Raw genomic sequence first — 19550 nt, forward strand, 5'->3', positions numbered from 1 at the left:
TAATAATTACCTGTAAACAGGATGATTTACTTGTTAGTGTACTGAGAATGACAGGAATTCGCTTATTTGGAGAGGTGGTGGAAGAGTTTTTACTTCGGGGTTGGGGGAGATGGGAAATTTTAATTTCTAGTGGGGGACACTATGTGTTATATAGTATAGGAGTTAATTCTCTTTTCATTCAACTCAGGGAGAGGGGTTTGGTTTGTAAGACCCCGCATGGAAAGAGCCCACCCCCGGTGTGATTTTTGGACTTCTATTTTTTATATATATATAAATTTTAAAACGAAAAAGCCCTGGTTGCTAAACCAAGGCTTTGAAGTACTGAATGTTGGGACAGTAAAAATTCAGGGGTATAAACAAATAGTTTACTGTCCCATTATTTCTTCCTAGTAAACTTAGACCTGACTAATGTGTAGCCCTTGACTTCATTATTCTCCTTATCCAGTCTGATAGTTTTACGCTTACTTAAAACAAAGAACTCCTCTAACAATTTGATCTCAGGTTTTAGATCTAAATTGTGCTTAAGAATCAGTTTGGCAAGTTTAGTTTTTAAATTAACTGTGGAATCCGTTAATCCATCCTCAAACTCATTCTGTAAGCTCTTTAGAAATTTAAAATTGGATTTACCGTCCTTCTCATTCTTTAGTTGAATGGCTTTTTTAATTTGTCCTTTAGAGTAACCAACCTTTGCAAGTTCGATTGGTCCCAAGGTACTATAGGCAGATACGATTTCCGGAAAACGCTTAGTAAGTTCACTTAGCACAGTATTTCTATTATCATTATCAAAATTAAAGAGAGTAGATTGATCATATATCTTATTTAAAGCCTCAATTACTACTTTAACAACCTTTTTAAAGCAAACCCCACTCACTAATTTATCGTTTATATCACTCAATGGATATTCTTCATCTGTATGATTTACTTTAAAATGTTTACTCTTATTATAGGATAAAAAGAGGTTATTAGGCGTCACGTAGCAGTTTTTTATTTTCTCCTCCAGAAAAGTGTTATCAATCATAAAATGGTTCTTGCTCTCATCTTCGTTAAGATAATTAGCATATGAGATTAACTTTAGGGCTTCATTCAAAGTATCAATAGCTCCAGGATTTGTTGCTGATTTAGCTAAAGTCTTTATTACTGTGTAAGATTCTTCACACCCTTGAAGATAAGCTATAATCTCCTCTTCACTTTTGGGTGATATTTGAGTATCTGTATTGCTTATATGGATTACCTTATCGTAACCTTTCCTGAATCTGCCAATTATTTGAACTGCATCCGTATTAGGATCAATCATGGAATGAGGAGCTGCTACTAGATCTGTTAACATAATGATTACTGGCTTTACTTCCGGGAACATATCAACTGCTGTAAAAAAGCGACTTGTAAAAAAGTTAAACTTCTTGTAATCGGTTAAATGTTCTGAAGCATTTTTAAAACCACTTGCCTTTAAAGAATATACGCTATCTCTTGAACAGAACACTTGATAATCATTATCAATAGCCATCCTTTTAATGATAGAAGATATTAGATAGGTTGAGTTAAAAAAGATGCAATAGTTATTGCTGGGATTAGCTTCAATTACCTTTTGTAAGCTTAAATAAACATTATTGGTTGTCACAAGATCCATGGGCTTTAGATAATCAAAGGACGGTTCTATTGCTAATTGTTTAAATCCATGTTCTTCAAACCGAGGATCTGACGGAGTTAAGGCGGTAGCAGAGATAAATGCCTTACTTTCAAAATGAAAGAAGTCATTTATTGGTAAGGTTATTCCTTTTCTATAGTCTGCATCTCTTATAGTTCTATCACATTCATCAAAAAGTAAAAAGAAGTCTTTATGCAAGTTGTATTTAGTGTATTCGATAGCATCTTTAATTTTTGAAAACGATTCAGGTGTAACTAAGATCTTTTTATATATGGTATTACCATTTAAATAATCAATAATTTGATCCACTGTAATCCCTTCATATATCCCCAGGATGCCTGGACTTCTCTTCCCTTTAATTACAGGGACATTAGGCTCGATGATGATTGAATTTCTTTCAGCAGATATCTCTAATGTGGTAGCCCCAATATTTGTAAGGGTTTTGAATACTATGTTATTAGATGGAATTTCAGTCAATATGTCTTTAAGGTATTGATTTTTAGCTATTTTGATTTTCATGAGTTTGTATTATTAGGGCAAGGCGATTACGATCAGCGCCTCGCTGTTAGTATAATTTTAGAAATTGATAGGTTTTAAAAAAGGGAGGCGAATGCCTCCCTTTGAATTAGTTATTTTTTATTAGCTTCATTATGAAGACCTGTCAATGTAACAGAGCTTTTAACCACACCCATAAGATAGATACCAATAAAGGTTGACAGTTTACCAAAAGTTAACAGTTTAAAGCCAGCGTTTCCTAGTTTGCCACGCTTAACACACCACAGGTAGTTTCTTCCTTCTTTATCCAGACTTTCAAAAGGAGGAACATCTAACTTTTCGTTATTTTCCATGTACTCTAAGACAGTCTGTAAAGCCTTCAATTCATTTCTATTTAAGGCCTTGATGTGTTTAAGGAATTCCTCCTTACTTGCGAAACCTCCACTGATATTATCTGTAAAAAAGCTTTCTGAAGTTATTACTGGTAGATCTGTCTCTAACGCTTTTATTTCAGCTACTTCTTCACTTCTTGATTGTAAAATGATATCAATGATATCTACAGTTTCAACATTTTTAATTTTTTGATTAATCATAATATATAAATTTTTGTTATTAAGCACTTGGATCAGCAAGCGAGTGCTCTTGCGAACTAGGGGCTCAGGATGTGCACCTCCTTTCCCTTCGTCTTCGACAAATTTATATTGGGTTTTGGTCGGATATTTTGAAATGTAGGTGTGAAATTCCGACCATTTTTGAAAATGTTAGAATAATGCTAGATCAATGTTTGATTATCCCTAATGAAGTTCCTGAACACCTTTATATAACCGTTGGGGTTATCATGATTAGGCCTGCTTTTGCTATTAACCCAATCCATAATGCTATATATTTTATAAATAATTTTGATCTGATCATCAGAGATCATATGGCCTTTATTAGGCATGCCAATAACTTCTTTCAGGTATCTGGATAGCAATAATGCACCATTTGCGAGAACTGACTTTTCAATTCTCAATAGTTTAGTAGAGTACTTTAACTCTAAAGCTTTCAATTCTGAGCTTTTAGTCTCAGGATTATGAATGATTTTATAGAGATCGCTGTCCGTGGAAATCATTAAAGATTCCTCTATCGCTTTTAAAACCTTTTCATGTAAAGGGTATAAAAGGGCTAAGTTGTTAAATATAACTTCTGATTTACTTGAAGTTCTAAGCTCTAAATATATTCTATCTAGTTTTTGTTCTTTAAATAATCGGTGGGCTTTAATATAATTTCCTATAGCCTCGTCAATCACCGCTTGCCCTACTTGGTCATTTACTGCAAAGAATTTCGAGCCACCTATATAGAAGATAAGAAGGGTTATTTCTGGAACCAAATCGGCAGGAACTTTAACCTTTGTCCGAGTATTGAGTATTGCGGATTCTAACTTTGTAAGTGTTTTTTCAATAATTTTCTTGGCAAACCTTTCATGCCAAGAGGCTGCATCTAATTCATCAATCTCACACCTCATTTTAATTTCATCAAGAGGAGAAAAGTTCATTAATAAATAGGAGGGTACCAATTCATTTAAATAGCCTTGTACTATTTTATCGGTAACTAGAAAGGTTTGCATATGGAAAATATAGGCTGCAATATTAGTAAATAAAAAATCCTGCCCTTATTAAAGACAGGATTTTTTGGATTTAAAGTGTCGGTAGGTATTCTTTAAACTGAAGACCATTTAACTCCCCGAGTCCTCTCAAATATTTCATCGTAACAATCATGTCCGAGTGCCCCAGTAATTGCTGTAGTATGTGTATGTCTTTGGATTTATTATAAACATTGACAGCAGCAGTATGTCTGAATGAATAAATTGTCTGATTGGGTTCTATTATCCCGAGTTTATGCATTTTGTACCATTGTCGGGTCCAAGCTGTATTAAAATAGGCTTCGTTAAAGGTGTTTTCACTACCTGTGAATAAATTTTCATTATGCTTTAAATTTTCAACCTTCGGCAGAATTTCGTTCCTGACATATTCAGGCATATATACTGTTCTTACTCGTCCGCTTTTATTTTCCATACCTGAAAGGTGTATCTCCGTGCAATCCTTTTTAAAATGATGGCCATATAAGCTTCTTATCTCTTTGTGTGGTCTTAGGAAGCATCCGTAGCTGATCAAGCAGCATAAATAAAGGTTCGGGTGTTCTTTCTTGAGATATTTCAGTACCGCCTTTAATTGTTCCTGGTTATATATCTTATGAAGGCTGGCTTTACTTCTCATTTTGTCAGTAGTCTTTACAACTACCATCTTATTCTCAAGGTCTTTACTTACCTGAGAAAAAAGTACTGCCAGATCCCTTCTTTTGTTCATGTAATATGTTCCTGAAGAGTTGTATCTAGTAAGAAACGCCTGAATTCTCGATCTTTTAATGTTCCTGATGTCTGATTTAAGCTCCTCGTCTGTGAGAAAATCAATGAAATTATCATGCATATATTTCAAATTTCTTTGGTAGAATTTACTTAAGTTATTTGAAAGCTTCTGATTTAGAGCAATCTGAAGTACTCTTGCTGTATCCATTATTTCTATATGATTTGATTGGATCAATAGTAATTCTGGTTTAGCTTCTACCATGGAAGGAATATTTATTATCGGGTTTGTTTCGTTCAGATATCTCCCATCCTCTATTGCTTTTCTAAATTCGAATTCCAACAGCTTTAAAAGTTTAGTCCTTTCTTTTAAGTTTTCAGACCTGTTGGGTTCTATGTTTAGATTTATTTTATTTCCAGTATATTCTTTGTATCTCTTTCCGTTAATTGTAATTGATATAAAGCTTCGTTGATTTAAGCTCTCATTAGAGCTTATTTTTATTTCATATTGTCTCACTTTTGTCTCACTTTTTGTCTCACTTTTGAAACTATAAGGTTGTTTGCGGCTAAATTTGTTGATGATTAAGGCTACAGGAATCGCAGTAAATTTGTAGCTGTATGCCGAATTTCTTCTCTTCAAATCCCTCTTAAATGGCGATTTTTGATCAAATTCGAATATTTCCCAAATTCAATTTTAGAATTCCAATGGATTTGCGTAAAATTGCAACCTCAAATCAGTCCGCCCAAGGCGGAAAGAGCGCCCATAGCTCAGTTGGTTAGAGTAGAAGACTCATAATCTTTTGGTCCCTGGTTCGAGCCCAGGTGGGCGCACAAAAAAGCAATCCGAAAGGATTGCTTTTTTGCATTAAGCCCCGGCTGGGCGAGAAGCTTGTCCCGACGAAAGTCGGGAAGCCCTGTGGGCGCACAAAAAAGCAAACAGCGTTTGTTTTTTTATGTCCACCTGGGTGAGAGGTTTATCCCGACAAAAGTCGGGAAGCCTTGTGGTCGCACAAAAAAGCAAACAACAATTGCTTTTTATATGCCCGGCTGGGCCCTGAGTCAGGTCGGGAAGCTCTGTGGGTGCTTAAAGGCTGGGTTGCATGTTTTTTTATCTCTGGCTGGTTCCCAACGTTAGGAAGGAACTCAAAGTGGGCGTACAGAGCAATCAAATCCAAAACGAACGTTGTGCCGGATTGGAATGCGCATGATTTAAGAGAGAAACTCATCATGCTTATAATTTATTAGAATAATGGGAAATACGATAAACTTACCTCCAAAACATCTTTTATTAGTCCTTGCCATCGTGTTGATTTGGGGTGTCAATTTCGTTGCAGTTTATATCGGACTAAAGAGTTTTCCTCCTTTCCTGTTAAGTGCTATTCGATTTGGCCTTTCGGCCCTGCCCTGGGTTTTCTTTATTCCCAGGCCTAAAGCCCCGCTAAAGCTGATCGTATATTATGGCCTCTTTAATTTCGCGATGCAGTTCGGACTCATCTTTACCGGAATCCATCTGGGCTTATCTCCGGGTCTTGCTTCACTTATTCTCCAGATTCAAGTTTTCTTTTCAATTGGTCTTGCTTTTTTGGTCTTTCAAGACCGGCCAAGTCCTTTCAAAATCGCTGGCTCCCTGATCTCTTTCATCGGAATCGGGATTGTGGCAGTGAATGTTAATGGTGGAAGCACGTTTCTGGGGCTGATTCTGATGTTGCTTGCCGCCTTTTCCTGGGCTGCAGGGAATATGTTCACCAAGAAGATCCATGCTGAATCGCCCCTCGCATTGGTAGTTTGGGGAAATCTGGCAGCCTTTCCGGTGATGGTTCTGATCTCCTTATTTTTTGAAGGTCCGGTTGTTATCCTGAGTTCCCTTCAAAATGTGTCATGGCCTGCCATAGCAGCTGTATTTTATATTGTTTACTTCTCAACACATATTGGTTATGGTGCCTGGGGATTTCTGATGAAATCCTATTCTACATCAGTTGTTGTTCCTTTTACCCTAATGGTACCGGTTGTTGGATTCCTGAGTTCGGCACTATTTTTAGGTGAAGAACTGCCTTACTGGAAGCTTTTAGCTTCTTTATTCATATTGGGCGGACTAATCTTTGGCTTGCTTGAGAAGCAGGTACGGGGAGTAATAGCGGGTTTTCGGCAGCGAAGTTAAGATAGAATTAAAGGCAACGATAGGAGGGGAATTCTTTGGGTGTAGGAAGTACTAATTCAAAAGAGTGCAAATAGCACCAAAGATCCTGCGAATAGTTCATTTATTTTTTAATAATTCCTTTCCAAACGAACTCAAAGAAAATCAAGCTTTTAGTTGCCAATCCGATTAGCTGTTTTTAATTTTACTTTTAAGGTAGCACAAAGTGCTGTAATATGCTTATTGTCATTTATTTACAGCTAAAAGCAATCAAAATGGCATTATCAGAACCAGACGAAAGAGAGATGATGATGAAAGTGGTCATCAACCTGATAAATCAAAAAAAATAAAACCGGTGTATCCATTTTCGAGCTTCAGAAAAATTTTTTCGGTCGTGAAAGTAACTAAGAGGCATCCTGTTTAGCTGGGAACTCAAATAGTGGGACTAATATCTTTTTGTCTTCGCATTTACGTATCTGCAAACTTGGCGTTTACTACCTATCTTTCACCTCGGTCATTCCACGTACTATTGCGCTTAGCATTGCCGTGACCTCTTCCTGGTTATATTTTTAGGTACTGCGCTGCATCAGCCGGATCAATGAGCCATTTTCCTGTTTTTCTATTTCAGTGGTCAGATAGGTGTTGACCCTTTGACGCAGGGTAGGGTTTTCCGAGACGATTTTTCCAATCTCTCTCCCGATAACACGTGCCGAGATCATTTCCAGCGGCTGTTCGTCGTCAAACACACTATCGTGATGTTCATAAATAAGGCCGGAATGCAAGTCGAAATAATAGTGAAGAATCTCCAGGATGTCTCCGGGGTCTTTGATCCGGATTTCCGGACGGTCCTGGTGGGCGATCAGTTTGAGCAGTACGATCCCAGGCAGGGAAGCGATCTTGATGCGCAACTGCCCGTCTTCGGATTCGAATTGCTCCAACGCAGCGGAAAAGACTTCCTTGAAACCGTTGGTTACAACCTGGGCTTCGCCGTTTGCCTTATTCAGCTCCTCATCAATCTCTATAGAACCGAAGGGCAGGATGTCCACTGTGATGCCCCCCGGTGAGATCATAGCAAAGGAATTACCTTTGGTTTCCACGTAACCTTTTTCCCGGGCAAGGAACGTTTTGAGCTCCTCGAATTTTTCCTTCTGCGGTACCAGGATGGCAAAGTCGACGTCAGCAGTCGTTCGACTAACGATCTTTTCCTGTTGGAACCAGGCATCACGCGCCAGTGCGCCGATCAGGTAATAATCGATCCCGATTTTTTCCAGGGCTTCTTCCAGCGCCAAAATAATATCGCGTAAGGCTTCGTTGCGCAGTAGTTTGAAATCTACTTTCAGCATCAGAGCTTGTTTTCTTTAATCAGTTCCTGCGCCTCGTCGATGCAGCGTGGGTCCATGGTGTCGGTCAGGTCAGCGTAAGTCAGTAATACTGGGGCAAGATGCGTATCGGCCTGGCCAATCGGGCCGTTCCAGAATCGTTGGTACAGGGTGATCTCGCCTTCGGGGTGGGGGATCAGCTGGTTAAGTTTCATAAAATCCAGCTTCTCCATGCCCGTATAAATCGTCACTGCTTTTGGGAACAGGTTCTTTCGCATTTTGTAGGCAGCGGCCTCCCCGGACCAGTAACTACCTGCATCAAGCTTTACCTGCTCCCAGTTTTCCATGCCGCCCTTCATTCTGAAATTTCCCAGGTGCAACGCAGGTTTCAGGCGTTCCTGGTACCCGCTAATCCAGCGATCCACCAGCGTTTCCCTCAAATCAATGCGGGTGGTCGTCTTATTGATCCTGCGCAGAAAACCCATCGCCAGCAGGCCTGTAACGGTATTGTTCACTCCGCCTACAGAAGCCCCGGTCAGCTCTGCCAGTAAACGTACAGGATAGTTAACCGCCATTGGATCGATCAGCAGCAAATAGACCACCCGCAAACCCGTTTTGCTAAAGGCGCGGTTAAGCAGCATCGGGTGTGTCTCGTCCTGCCATTTCTGTCCGTCGATATAGATCACTATCTGATCAGTCTGAATGCTGGCGTTCCCGGCCATATCAATATAGTTGATCCCGTTCTTGCGGAGGTAGTCTTTTACAGACGGAAAGATCGTCTGCCCGATCAGGATGTAAGGACGCTTGTTGCGTTCCTTCAGGTCTAGCAGCGCGGGCAAGTGATGGTTGCGGACTTCGTTTTTTATCTCCATGTCAAAGACATCGGTGAAGCGCGGATCCTGAAAACGGATGGTTGCATCTTCAAAGTGCTCCACGCCCTGCGTAGGAGAAAATTCTGCCGCAATACCGGTATGCTTGGTAAAGCGGTTGAGGGCTTCGTGGCCGATATGATATGCTTTGGTGTTCATTTTATTGTATTGTTCACGTAACGTGAACGCGCAAAAATAATGAACATTGACTTCATTTCCAAATCGTTCATACACGCTACTAAAGATATGGCAGTTTTGAGGTAGCAGTTGGGCTGAGTGACTAAGGAGATAACACAGTAAATGACACAGCAAAAGACACAGTAAAGTTTCTGTATGGCATTTAGATTGATTGCTCAATCTTTGGCGGCTTATTCAATCAAATCAAAATTTCCTAAGCTTTAGACGATGGGCACTCCTTATCTCTCATCGAAATTAATCTTTCCTAAAGGCTTCATTATTAATATTTTATTTCTGTTTTTGATTGTATATAATTGTAATTGCACGTATAATTGTAATTGCACGAACTCTCCGGAAGATAGGAGATTCTGTGCTTAAACAGCATACCTGAGATATATTGTATAAAACTGATAGCCTATCCGGATCAGTAATTTAACTAAAACGAAAAATTTCAAACAGTATTTGCAGGATTTTTAAAACAATCTGCCAGAAGAAGGATACCAGATTTAAGACAGCTTCGTAACAGCTTCGACAAATCCCCGGCAGTTTTCCGGTAGTTCTTCGGGATTTGTTCGTTTGCCGCCGAAGCTCCACAAAAGGACTGTCGGAACGCATGCGAACAGTATCTGTACCAGGGTCGAAGCTGGTATAAAGCAGGCTCGAACCGAGGCCGAAGGCCAGCCGAACACTTTCCGAACACTTTCCGAAGCGCACCCGAAGAAATGGTCTGTTTTTCCGAAGAGTGTCTTATACGGAAAAAGGTTTACAGAAAGCGAAGCGGTTTACGGAATAAGGTTTACAAATATAAAAGTCATACGGCAAAAAGTTTACACTTAATTTTATCATACGGATTTAGCTTTACAGTAGATAGTCAGAAAAGACATTTGAGAGGCTTTTAGCTTCACGGCTATGGGTAACCTGCGGGGTATTAAGATCGCAGCTATAATGAAGTCTTAGGGTATTATAAGCACTAATAGCTTTGCAAACAGGATCCACTGCTGCTGAATAAGATTCAAAGACTCTGTATAAGTCAAACTCCACCTTTAAGATGCCATTGATCCGTTCAGCAACAGCATTATCGTAAGGGCTTCCGGATTGGGTCATGCTGATTTCGATCCGGGCCCTGTGCAATACATCCACATAGGCATCACAGCAATATTGAATTCCCCGGTCTGAATGATGGATGAGTTTCCTGTCCGGATATTCCCGTTGACCCATGGCTTTATGGAGTGCAGTAATACATCCACTGGCCTTAAGGCTCTGACTGAGATGGTAACCTACAATCTTCCTTGAAAAGGCATCTGTAATAAGAAAAAGATAGATAAAGCCACTCTTTGTTCTTAAATAGGTAATATCACTTACCCAGATCTGTTCTGATTTAATCGGGTGTCTTCTTTGTATCAGATCCGGCCACTTTTTATAATGGTGGAAGGATTGGGTAGTAAATACATACCTTCGTTTAGGCTGAATTAGAAGATTATGTTTTTTAAGAATAGAGAAGAAACTGTCACGGCCCATATCAATTCGGTGCGCTTCAAATTGCTGAGCAAGCATAGCAAGCAGCTTAATACCCCCTATACGCGGTAAAGGTTTTCTTATTTCCCGTACCCAGGTTAGGATGAGTTCTTCCTGTAATAAGTTTTGTTCTTTTCGGCTCTGCATCTCATACCAGGCTTGTCTTGATTTACCAAACAATCCGCAAAGGGTTGCTACAGGCATATTGCTGTAATTCCTTTTCACCTGGAAGATCGTTTGGTACCAGACTTTTTTCTAATATCGACCCCCAGGCTCTCTTCAGCTATGCGAATCATCGTTTCCAAAGCAGTAATCTTTAGATTAGCTTCAGCAAGTTGCCTTTCCAGTTCAGTAGAACTTTTATGGGTAAATACATCTGATTGGCCAAGTGGAGAATCAAGTTCATGATCCAATAACCATTGTTTGTACCAACGAACAAAATAACGAGGCGTATGCTCGCCTGATAAACCGTGCTTTCTTGCTAACTGCGAGTAACTTAACTTCCCGGTCAAATACTCTCTGGCGACTGCGATTTTAAAATCGTCTTCATAAATAGGAGGAAGACCTGATTTACTTCCTTTCCTGGGTTTTTCCATTGCGAACATAAGTTATATAATTTGTTCGCTTTTTGTAAACCTTTTTTAGTACGTGACAGAGTTATGAAGAAAAAACGTGATTTTTAGCTGATTGACCAAACAAAATCTATATTCTTTCGAAGCAACTCGCTGGAAAGGCATTGTTTCGTTTTAAGGCATGAATAAAGGATTCTGTTGAAATATTGCAGTCTGAATAATAACATGGCTATCAGGATTGAGAACTTGTCTCTGACAGTCTTAATTTAGCCTGAAATCGGGAAATAGTTCCCGGGTTCTGAGTTGCGGAAGGCTTGAGCTAAATTTCCAAAAAATCAGAATTTTTATCCTGATTTTTTTCTGCTGAAGATTGCCGGGCGGGAAGGAGCGGTAAGATAATTTGACTGGTAAATTTTATCGTAAAATTTTTAATTGTAGAGGCGAAGCCCATGAATATTTTTGATGAATGATCTCAAGCCTATGCTGCACCAGGGAGGAAGAAGTATTGGAATAGGAATCATCTCGTTCAATGATTCGTTGGAATTTACTTTATAGTTAAAAATTCCAAAGCAAAAAGCTGAAAGCGAAAAGCAAAAAGGTGAAAGCTGAATGGCTCCAGCACAGCCTTAGTGTTTAATAGAAGATACGATTTGTGTTGTACTGGAAAATCAATTTTTGTTCAGGAGTCCGAAGACTCCACTTCATTTGGCATTCGTAGACGCTGCGCTGAACTCTACAGGACAGGGGAGCAGGGATTTCTGCCGGCATATCCCACGGCAATTGAAATCTAAAAACATATCTTTTATGCTTGTACAGGCTTGCTAATAATTAATGTGCAGGCAGGTAAACCCTAAATTCAGAACCTTTGCCTAAAGTGCTTTTCAAAAGTATTTTGCCGCCCGAATTTGTTACAATTTCATTGACCAGATATAAGCCGATACCTGAACCTTCGACAGTATTTCCTACGCGGCTATATTTTGAGAAAATCTCTTTATGTTTGGTTTTATCTATGCCAATACCGTTATCCTTAATGGTTATTACGACATATTTATTCTCCATTTTAGTAGTTATCAGTATTTCAGGGGTTTTATCCGGCGAATGAAACTTAATGGCATTATTTACCAGATTATAAACTATGCTTCTTAGTTTTCTTCGGGAATACAATATCTGAGACACATTCATGTTTACACTAATTTCCGCGCCGGACTCCATAATTGTTCCAGCCAGGGTAAGACGAACATCTTCCAGGATATTTTCAAAATCTAAAAGCTCTTCCTCAACTTTGTATTTATCTTTCAACTTGCCTGCATCTGTCAACTCCATTATAATAGCCTGCATTTTTTTAATGGAGCTTTCTAAAATTCTGAATAACATTAAAAATGCTTTAGACTTATCTGTAGAAACTTTTTTAAGCTGATTGGTAGTCAATAGCAAACTTGTGAGCGGCCCTTTAATATCATGAGATATCGTGTCCAGCAATGTTTCATGATCCGCGATCAGCATTTCCTGGTTAACCAGGTCTTTGACCCTGGCTGTTATTTCTACAAATGTTATAATAACCCCATCAGTTTTTTTAGTTTTCGTAATAACATAGGGTATAATGTTCATTTGATACCACCTCAAATCTGTTGTTTGGATTTCTTTTTCAAGTATCTCATTACTATCGATGACCTGTTCAATATTCTCAACGATAGTATGAAAGCGGAAATTGTCTTTAATATCTTCGATATTTTTCCCCACGTCACCAGTTTTTAATGAAAACTGCTTCATGGCAGGAGGGGTAAATTTCCTTAAAATCAAGTCACTATCTACAAATAATTGCGGAATGATTGTATTTCTGAAATAATTCTCCAACTCATCATTAAGCTTAATGAGTTTTTTAATTTTTTGATCTTGACTAATCATAATTTAATATGTCACTAACGGAAATGTAAATCTTTTGTACCCTATAAGATAGGATATAGCAATATATGCAGATGACAATGATCCATAATTGATCTTATATTAATTTGTCATCTTCGACAGTATCCATATGCTGCATTTGTGTTCGTTTTGATCATAAGAGAGATACACTAAAAGATAGGAGTACAGAATAACAAATGTAGAGGATTTGTTTGAGCGTTAAAATATGATTTGAGATAATAGTTTATTGGTTCAAAAGTTCAGGCTTCCGCCTAAATTCTATCCTTGCCTCATTTCCCCTCCGTTACCTCCCGAATTACCCTCAGCCAGTTCAAACCAAGGATCTTTTTGATTCGTTGATCGCTATAACCCAGCCTTTGCATCGCCATAGTGATCTGTGGAAAATCGCTGATGTCTTTAATTTCGCGGGGCAGTTCAGGTCCGCCATCTAAATCAGAACCCAGGGCCATGTGATCCTCACCAACTAGTTGTACGCCATAGTCGATCACTTTAGCCAGCTGATCTACATGCATCCAATATTCTTCAGGGATGGTTCCTTTGAAACTCAATGGAACCTCTTTAAGTACTTCCTTGTCTACTTCTTCAATGGTCTTGAGGGGAGAAGCCTGTACTGTGCCCGGCTTTGTTTCGTTGGATTTTTTCTGACCTTGCTGCCATTTCCAGTAAATAGGATTGTTAAAGAGGCTACCGAAGTGGATACCAATTACTCCGCCTTTTGCTGCGACAGCTTTTGCCGCTTCATCGGTAATACAGCGCGGATGTGGTACGATGCCGTAAAATCCTCCGTGACTGTAGATCACCGGATGTTTACTTGCCTCCACAGTTTGCAGTATGGCATCATTAGATGCATGGGCGATATTGATCACCATCCCAAGGTCATTCATTTCCCGGATTATCTTTCTTCCGAGATCATTGATGCCACCCCAGCGACTGACGTCATTGCAGGTATCAATAAATGCATTGGTGGTATTATGTGCAGGGAGCTGAATGGATCTAAGACCTAAGCGATGAAGAGCACGGAGCAGGTTTATATCTCCGTCCATGTCCCAGGGACCTTCCAGATCGAGGAAAGCGGCCATTTTGCCTTTCTTATTTATGCGATGGATATCGGAAGCGTTGAGCGCCAGTTCGATCTGCGAATGATTGTTTTTGATCTGGTCCAATGCCAGGTTCACCACACGAAATGTGTTTTTTGTCTCGAACCTTCCGGGATAATAGTGTTCAGGCGTATAGACCGAAAAGAACATCGCGTCAACACCACCTTCTCTGGCCCTTGGGAGATCGACATTTCCATCCGTATAACGCTGCCCGATATCAGTTCCCATTAACAGCTCGCGGGTCATTACATGCGTATGTCCATCCATCACAAACGCTTTGCGATGCAGATCAGGCATTGGTTTATTCTGAAAATTATAAGGCACCTTATTTCCGGTTACAGGAGTTGCAAAAAGGGAATCTATTGGAAAACCCCCGGCTAGCGGAAGGAGTGTTAAGCTTTTTATTAGGTCTCGGCGTTTCATGTATTCTGTATTCTGTATTCTGTTGTCAGTTATGTGTTATGTGTTGTCTGAGGTCTGAGGACTGAGGTCTGAAGAAATACTGCCAATTTTAAATTAGCAGTACATTATCATGGTTCTTGGCTCCATTGGTCTGAGGTTTGAAGACTGAAGTCTGATGCTTCATACCTCATACTTCATACATCCTACCTCAAATTTCATACCTCTTTCTGATCCTACTGATCAAATCCCCTAATATACGGCCGTGCCGGTGGCCGCTCTCCTTTGTTAAATTGTGCTCCCCGTGTAGGACGATAAGTCATATTCAGGAAAGGGGTTTCGATGCGGCGTCCGACCGGAGAGTACTTGCTGCCTTCCCAGTTTGACTCCATATAATGGTTTGTAATCCCGGTCGTCAAAAGCAGACGCTCGGCATTGAATGGTTCCTTTTTAGTCAGCATCATCTCGGTAATCCAATGCGGTTGGGCGTTTGATGCATGATACTGGTCGAATGGGCCCGGGAAGCCAAGTAAAGAGACAATTGTCGGCTCATTACGCCCTTCAATCTCACCGGCGTACGTCCATCCTGATCCCTGACTGCCAATTATAGCCGCGTTCGTTCCATCATTATATTCTATAACACAGATGTTTGTCCTGGGGCTCGCCTGATAGTGTCCCTGCTTCAGGTCTAAACTTTTCGCCACTTCATCAAGCAGTTTACCTGCCCAGGTATTGCGTTCTACCCACTTCCATGCTTCAGGTCCGCGGATGGATTGAATCGATTTCACACCAGTCTCACCACCCTTGCGGCGCTCAACGAAGGCTTGAAGCAATTCGATACAATGAAAAATAGCTCCCTCATCCGGAGTAGCTCCAACCACGATCGAGTGCTTTATTGGCGTGTCATTTTCCAGTTCTATCTCGGGCTTGCGGTAGTAAACCGGTAGTAAGGAACCACCGGTCAAAGGAAAGCCCAGCTCGCGGGATTTATCAAACATCCACTTAGCATCATCCCAGTTGTAGGAAAAGTGCTTGTCGTTAAAGACCGGTACCGAGCGCTTGCTCTGCTCGAAAACGCGGATAACCTGATTGTAGATCCACCAGCGCGGCAGGAGCCAATGCCCCTTAAGATCGGTGGGGTAATTGCCGTGTTCTGCAACGATGACCACACCATCCACTGCAAGTTCCTTACCCCCAAGTGTCAAAGCTTCAGCTACCGATTTAAAGACCGGAAAACCTTTTGCTTTAGCAACTTTCTGTCCGAGTAAGCTTGTATCATGCTGGTGCAGGTAAAGAGATACAACCTCCACGCGGGAAGGATGATAAGCGCCCTGCCACCAATACCCATCGATCAGCTTGTTTACCAACCAGTCAGCATGTGATCTCGTAGCACCCCAATAGGTAGCCAGAACGGCAATGCGTTGTCTTTTCTGTTGAGTCTGTCCAACAGCATCTGTGGAGATGCCCGTTAGAGCAGCCAAACCTGCTATGCCGCCTATTCCCAGCATTTCACGTCTGCTGAAGATTGGGTTTGACTCTATAATTTCATTAATTGGAAGTGAATCTGGCTCCATAGCTGCAATTTTATTTTGTTTTTTTAGTCTGTGTTTCTTGTTACTGTTTTATAGGACTGATGTCTGAGGTCAGAAGTCTGAAGACCGAAGTCTGAAGACTGAAGTCGGATGTCTGAAGACCGAAGTCTCAAGTCTCATACCTCATACTTCAGACCTCATACCTCATACCTCATACCTCATACCTCATACTTCATACCTCATACCTCATACCTCATACCTCATACCTCAGACGTCCTGCCTATTGATCAAATCCCCGAATATACGGCCTTGCCGGTGGTCTTTCCCCCTTGCTGAATTGCGCACCTCTTGTAGAGCGATACTTTATGTTCAGGGCCGGTGTTTCGAGGCGGCGTCCGACTGCAGAGTACTTGCTGCCTTCCCAGTTTGATTCCATGTAGTGGTTTGTAATCCCGGTCGACAGAAGCAGCCGCTCCGCATTGAAAGGTTCTTTTTTGGTCACCATCATCTCTGTGATCCAGTGCGGTTGAGCGTTAGAGGCATGGTATTGGTCGAATGGGCCTGCCCATCCAAGCATCGAGATGATCGTCGGTTCATTTTTCCCTGCGATTTCACCTGCATAGGTCCATCCCACACCGCGACCACCAATTACAGCCGCTTTTGTTCCATCATTATACTCTATGACGCATATGTTTGTTTGTGGGCTCTCCTGGAAATATCCTGGCTTGAAGTCAAAATTTTTCGCCACTGAATCAAGCAGCTTGCTGGCCCATGGATTGCGTTCGACCCACTTCCAGGCTTCAGATCCGCGGATGGATTGTACCGACTTAACGCCCGACTCACCGCCTTTGCGGCGCTCAACGAAGGCTTGAAGTACATCAATGGCATGGAAAATGGCTCCCTCATCTCCGGTGCCTCCAACCACGATCGAATTTTTTATAGGGGTATCGATATCGAGTTCTATTTCAGGCTTGCGGTAATAGACCGGTATTGAGGAACCTCCTGTTAAAGGAAAGTTTAGCTCACGGGATTTATCAAACATCCACTTCGCATCATCCCAATTATAGGAGAGGTGCTTATCGTTAAAGACCGGCACAGAGCGCTTGCTCTGCTCGAAAACGCGGATAACCTGATTGTAGATCCACCAGCGCGGCAATAGCCAGTGTCCTTTGAGGTCAGTTGCATATTCCCCGTGTTCTGCTACTATGACTACGCCATCCACTGCAAGTTCCTTGCCCCCAAGCGTAACCGCTTCAGCTACTGTCTTAAAAACCGGAATACCTTTCGCTTTGGCTACTTTCTGACCCAGTACGCTTTCATCATGCTGATGCATATAAATAGAGGCAACATCCACCCGCGATGGAGTGTAGGCGCCATCCCACCAATAACCGTCAATCAGCTTGTTTACGATCCAGTCTGCATGCGATCTTGTCGCACCCCAGTAGCTGACGAGAACTGCTATACGAGGTCGGCTTTGCTGAGCGCCAGGGAAAGCAGCAGCTGCGCTGCCGGCTAAAGCCGTTAAACCTGCCATACCGGTTATTCCCAGCATTTGACGCCGGGTGAAATATGGATTTGCCTCCATGATTTCAGTGATTGGGAAGGAATCTGCAGCTCCTGATGCAATTTCCGGTTGTTTCTTTGCCATAACGTTTTATTTCTTGTTTAGGAATGAATATGCTGCCTTGTCGTTTAATCTATATCCGGGAACTAAATTAACAATAATTCAATGATTAGGAATGATTATGCAGCTTGTCTTGTAACAAATATGGTTGATGGAAATTGAGGGTTTCGCCTTTTTTTGCTCCTTGATCTACTGATCAAAACCCCGTATATAGGGCCGGTTCGGCGGCCGTTCGCCCTTGTTAAAGAGTGGTCCCCGTGTTGAGCGGTAGGATATGTTCAGGAAAGGAGTCTCAATGCGCCGTCCGATGGCAGAGTACCTGCCGTTATCCCAGTTTGATTCATTGAATTGATTTGTGATCCCGGTCGACAGAAGCAGCCGCTCGGCATTGAATGGTTCTTTTTTGGTCAGCATCATCTCGGTGATCCAGTGTGGCAGGGCGTTGGCAGCATGGTACTGCGAAAAGGGACCGGGCATTCCAAGCATAGATACAAGCACCGGTTCTTTGCGTCCTTCGATTTCGCCGGCGTAAGTCCAGCCCACTTCCAGGCCAGAAATTACAGCGCCTTTCGTTCCATCATTATACTCCACGATCAGGACACTTGGTCTTCTATTCTCCTGAAAGTAACCCGGCTTAAGGTCCAAACTTATTCGCACCGCTTCCAGCAGCTTGCCGGCCCAGGGATTGCGTTCAACCCACTTCCATGTTTCAGGCCCTCTAATGTTCTGCACTGACTTCACGCCGGTCTCGCCGCCTTTGCGGCGTTCTACAAAACACTGGAGCGTATCAATACAATGAAAAATGGCTCCTTCATCGTGGGCGACTCCGACAACTATCGATGTCTTTATGGGTGTATCAATATCAAGCTCTATCTCTGGCTTGCGAAAGTAGCTGGGTATGGATGATCCCCCGGTCAGGGGAAAGTTCAACTCACGGGATTTGTCAAACATCCACCTGGCCTCATCCCAATTGTAGGAGAGATGCTTGTCGTTAAAGACCGGCACCGAGCGCTTACTCTGCTCGAAAATGCGAATAACCTGATTGTAAATCCACCAGCGCGGCAATAGCCAGTGCCCCTTGAGATCAGTTGGGTAATTCCCGTGTTCTCCGATAATGACAACACCATCCACCGCAAGTTCCGTCCCACCAAGCGTAAGGGCTTCACCTACTGTCTTAAAGATCGGAATGTTTTTCGCTTTGCATACTTTCTGACCCAGTCCGCTTTCTTCAAGTTGATGAATGTAAACGGATACAATGTCCACCCGTGAAGGAGTATGGGCTCCCTGCCACCAATAACCGTCCAATAGCTTGCAAATGATCCAGTCCGCATGAGATCTCGTAAAAGCCCAATAGCTGACAAGACAGGCGATTCGAGGCCGTTGTTGCTGAGTCTGTGCAACAGCACCGGCTGAAATGCCGGTCAAAGCCGCCAATCCGGACATACCGGTTACGCCGATCATTTCACGCCGGCTTAAGGTCGGGTTCGACTCCATGCTTGCAGTGAATGGATCAACCGCCCTGCCTGTAATTTCGGTAGGTTTCTTTGCCATATATTCAAATTTACTTGATCAGGAAGGAATATGCTGCCCCCGTTATTCATTATAAATCTATAAAGCTTATAATATTAATGCTGAATGACTTCGGAATTGTTACACAATTTACTCCTCAGTCTGTACGTAGCATCTCGCTATGATCTGTTATTTAACTATAGGGAAGTTTATAGCGAGAGGATACTATGAGGTTTGGAGCAATATTTTGGGATAAATTCACTCATTCGGGAAACATTAATGTCTGGATAAGATTTTATATGATTGTCTTGTCCTAAAATAGGTTTACATAACTAGTAAACTTATGGATCAATTAATTCAAACATTTAGTGAATCATTTAAACAGTCTGTTGTAGATCA

General features: G+C 41.5%; 14 protein-coding genes and 1 tRNA gene. 2 read left to right on the plus strand and 13 right to left on the minus strand.

The genetic code is table 11. The features are described 5' to 3' along the window. Window positions 1–376 precede the first annotated feature (376 nt). From BLR27_RS12270 to BLR27_RS12285, 4 genes are all read right to left on the minus strand, one after another. Window positions 377–2164: a hypothetical protein gene (locus BLR27_RS12270; protein WP_090705294.1), complete on the minus strand. Its 1788-nt coding sequence runs from the start codon at window positions 2162–2164 to the stop codon at window positions 377–379. 110 nt (window positions 2165–2274) lie between these two features. Next, complete coding sequence (locus tag BLR27_RS12275; RefSeq protein WP_090705295.1) at window positions 2275–2733, minus strand: hypothetical protein; 459 nt, start codon at window positions 2731–2733, stop codon at window positions 2275–2277. A gap of 179 nt (window positions 2734–2912) precedes the next feature. Beyond that, window positions 2913–3746, minus strand: a complete 834-nt coding sequence (locus tag BLR27_RS12280) for a hypothetical protein (RefSeq protein WP_090705297.1) — start codon at window positions 3744–3746, stop codon at window positions 2913–2915. A 70-nt stretch (window positions 3747–3816) separates the two neighbouring features. Further along, window positions 3817–5121 (minus strand): tyrosine-type recombinase/integrase, encoded by a 1305-nt coding sequence (locus BLR27_RS12285; RefSeq protein ID WP_090705298.1) that lies wholly within the window; start codon window positions 5119–5121, stop codon window positions 3817–3819. 117 nt (window positions 5122–5238) lie between these two features. On the opposite strand from BLR27_RS12285, the gene BLR27_RS12290 reads away from it, so the two are divergent. Together BLR27_RS12290 and BLR27_RS12295 are read left to right on the plus strand one after the other, a co-directional pair. Continuing rightward, window positions 5239–5312 (plus strand) — tRNA-Ile (locus BLR27_RS12290). Window positions 5313–5730: 418 nt separating this feature from the next. Then, entirely contained in the window at window positions 5731–6639 is a 909-nt protein-coding gene (locus BLR27_RS12295) for an EamA family transporter (protein ID WP_090705300.1), read from the plus strand. A 545-nt stretch (window positions 6640–7184) separates the two neighbouring features. Here BLR27_RS12295 and BLR27_RS12300 read toward each other — a convergent pair. The 9 genes from BLR27_RS12300 to BLR27_RS12345 all read right to left on the minus strand — a co-directional run bounded on the left by BLR27_RS12300 (window position 7185) and on the right by BLR27_RS12345 (window position 19193). Next, window positions 7185–7958 carry a nucleotidyl transferase AbiEii/AbiGii toxin family protein gene (locus BLR27_RS12300; protein WP_090705301.1) on the minus strand — a complete coding sequence of 258 codons (774 nt, stop codon included), beginning with the start codon at window positions 7956–7958 and terminating at the stop codon, window positions 7185–7187. Then, a complete protein-coding gene (locus BLR27_RS12305; protein ID WP_090705303.1) occupies window positions 7958–8962 on the minus strand; it encodes a type IV toxin-antitoxin system AbiEi family antitoxin in 1005 nt (334 codons plus the stop codon). Before BLR27_RS12305 ends, BLR27_RS12300 begins: the two co-directional genes overlap by 1 nt. A gap of 876 nt (window positions 8963–9838) precedes the next feature. Then, window positions 9839–10720, minus strand: a complete 882-nt coding sequence (locus BLR27_RS12315) for an IS3 family transposase (protein ID WP_143007743.1) — start codon at window positions 10718–10720, stop codon at window positions 9839–9841. Continuing rightward, the gene (locus BLR27_RS12320) at window positions 10717–11091 is read right to left on the minus strand and encodes a hypothetical protein (RefSeq protein ID WP_090705314.1); all 375 of its coding nucleotides are present in this window, start codon (window positions 11089–11091) and stop codon (window positions 10717–10719) included. Before BLR27_RS12320 ends, BLR27_RS12315 begins: the two co-directional genes overlap by 4 nt. An 804-nt stretch (window positions 11092–11895) precedes the next feature. After that, window positions 11896–12972 (minus strand): sensor histidine kinase, encoded by a 1077-nt coding sequence (locus BLR27_RS12325; RefSeq protein WP_090705307.1) that lies wholly within the window; start codon window positions 12970–12972, stop codon window positions 11896–11898. Window positions 12973–13259: 287 nt separating this feature from the next. Further along, the gene (locus BLR27_RS12330; protein ID WP_090705309.1) at window positions 13260–14510 is read right to left on the minus strand and encodes a dipeptidase; all 1251 of its coding nucleotides are present in this window, start codon (window positions 14508–14510) and stop codon (window positions 13260–13262) included. A 212-nt stretch (window positions 14511–14722) separates the two neighbouring features. Then, the gene (locus tag BLR27_RS12335) at window positions 14723–16060 is read right to left on the minus strand and encodes a hypothetical protein (RefSeq protein WP_090705310.1); all 1338 of its coding nucleotides are present in this window, start codon (window positions 16058–16060) and stop codon (window positions 14723–14725) included. A gap of 238 nt (window positions 16061–16298) precedes the next feature. After that, the gene (locus tag BLR27_RS12340) at window positions 16299–17666 is read right to left on the minus strand and encodes a hypothetical protein (RefSeq protein WP_221406332.1); all 1368 of its coding nucleotides are present in this window, start codon (window positions 17664–17666) and stop codon (window positions 16299–16301) included. Between the two features lie 165 nt (window positions 17667–17831). Next, window positions 17832–19193: a hypothetical protein gene (locus tag BLR27_RS12345; protein ID WP_221406333.1), complete on the minus strand. Its 1362-nt coding sequence runs from the start codon at window positions 19191–19193 to the stop codon at window positions 17832–17834. Window positions 19194–19550: the final 357 nt, after the last annotated feature.

The organism is Daejeonella rubra (assembly GCF_900103545.1).
GTDB lineage: Bacteria > Bacteroidota > Bacteroidia > Sphingobacteriales > Sphingobacteriaceae > Daejeonella > Daejeonella rubra.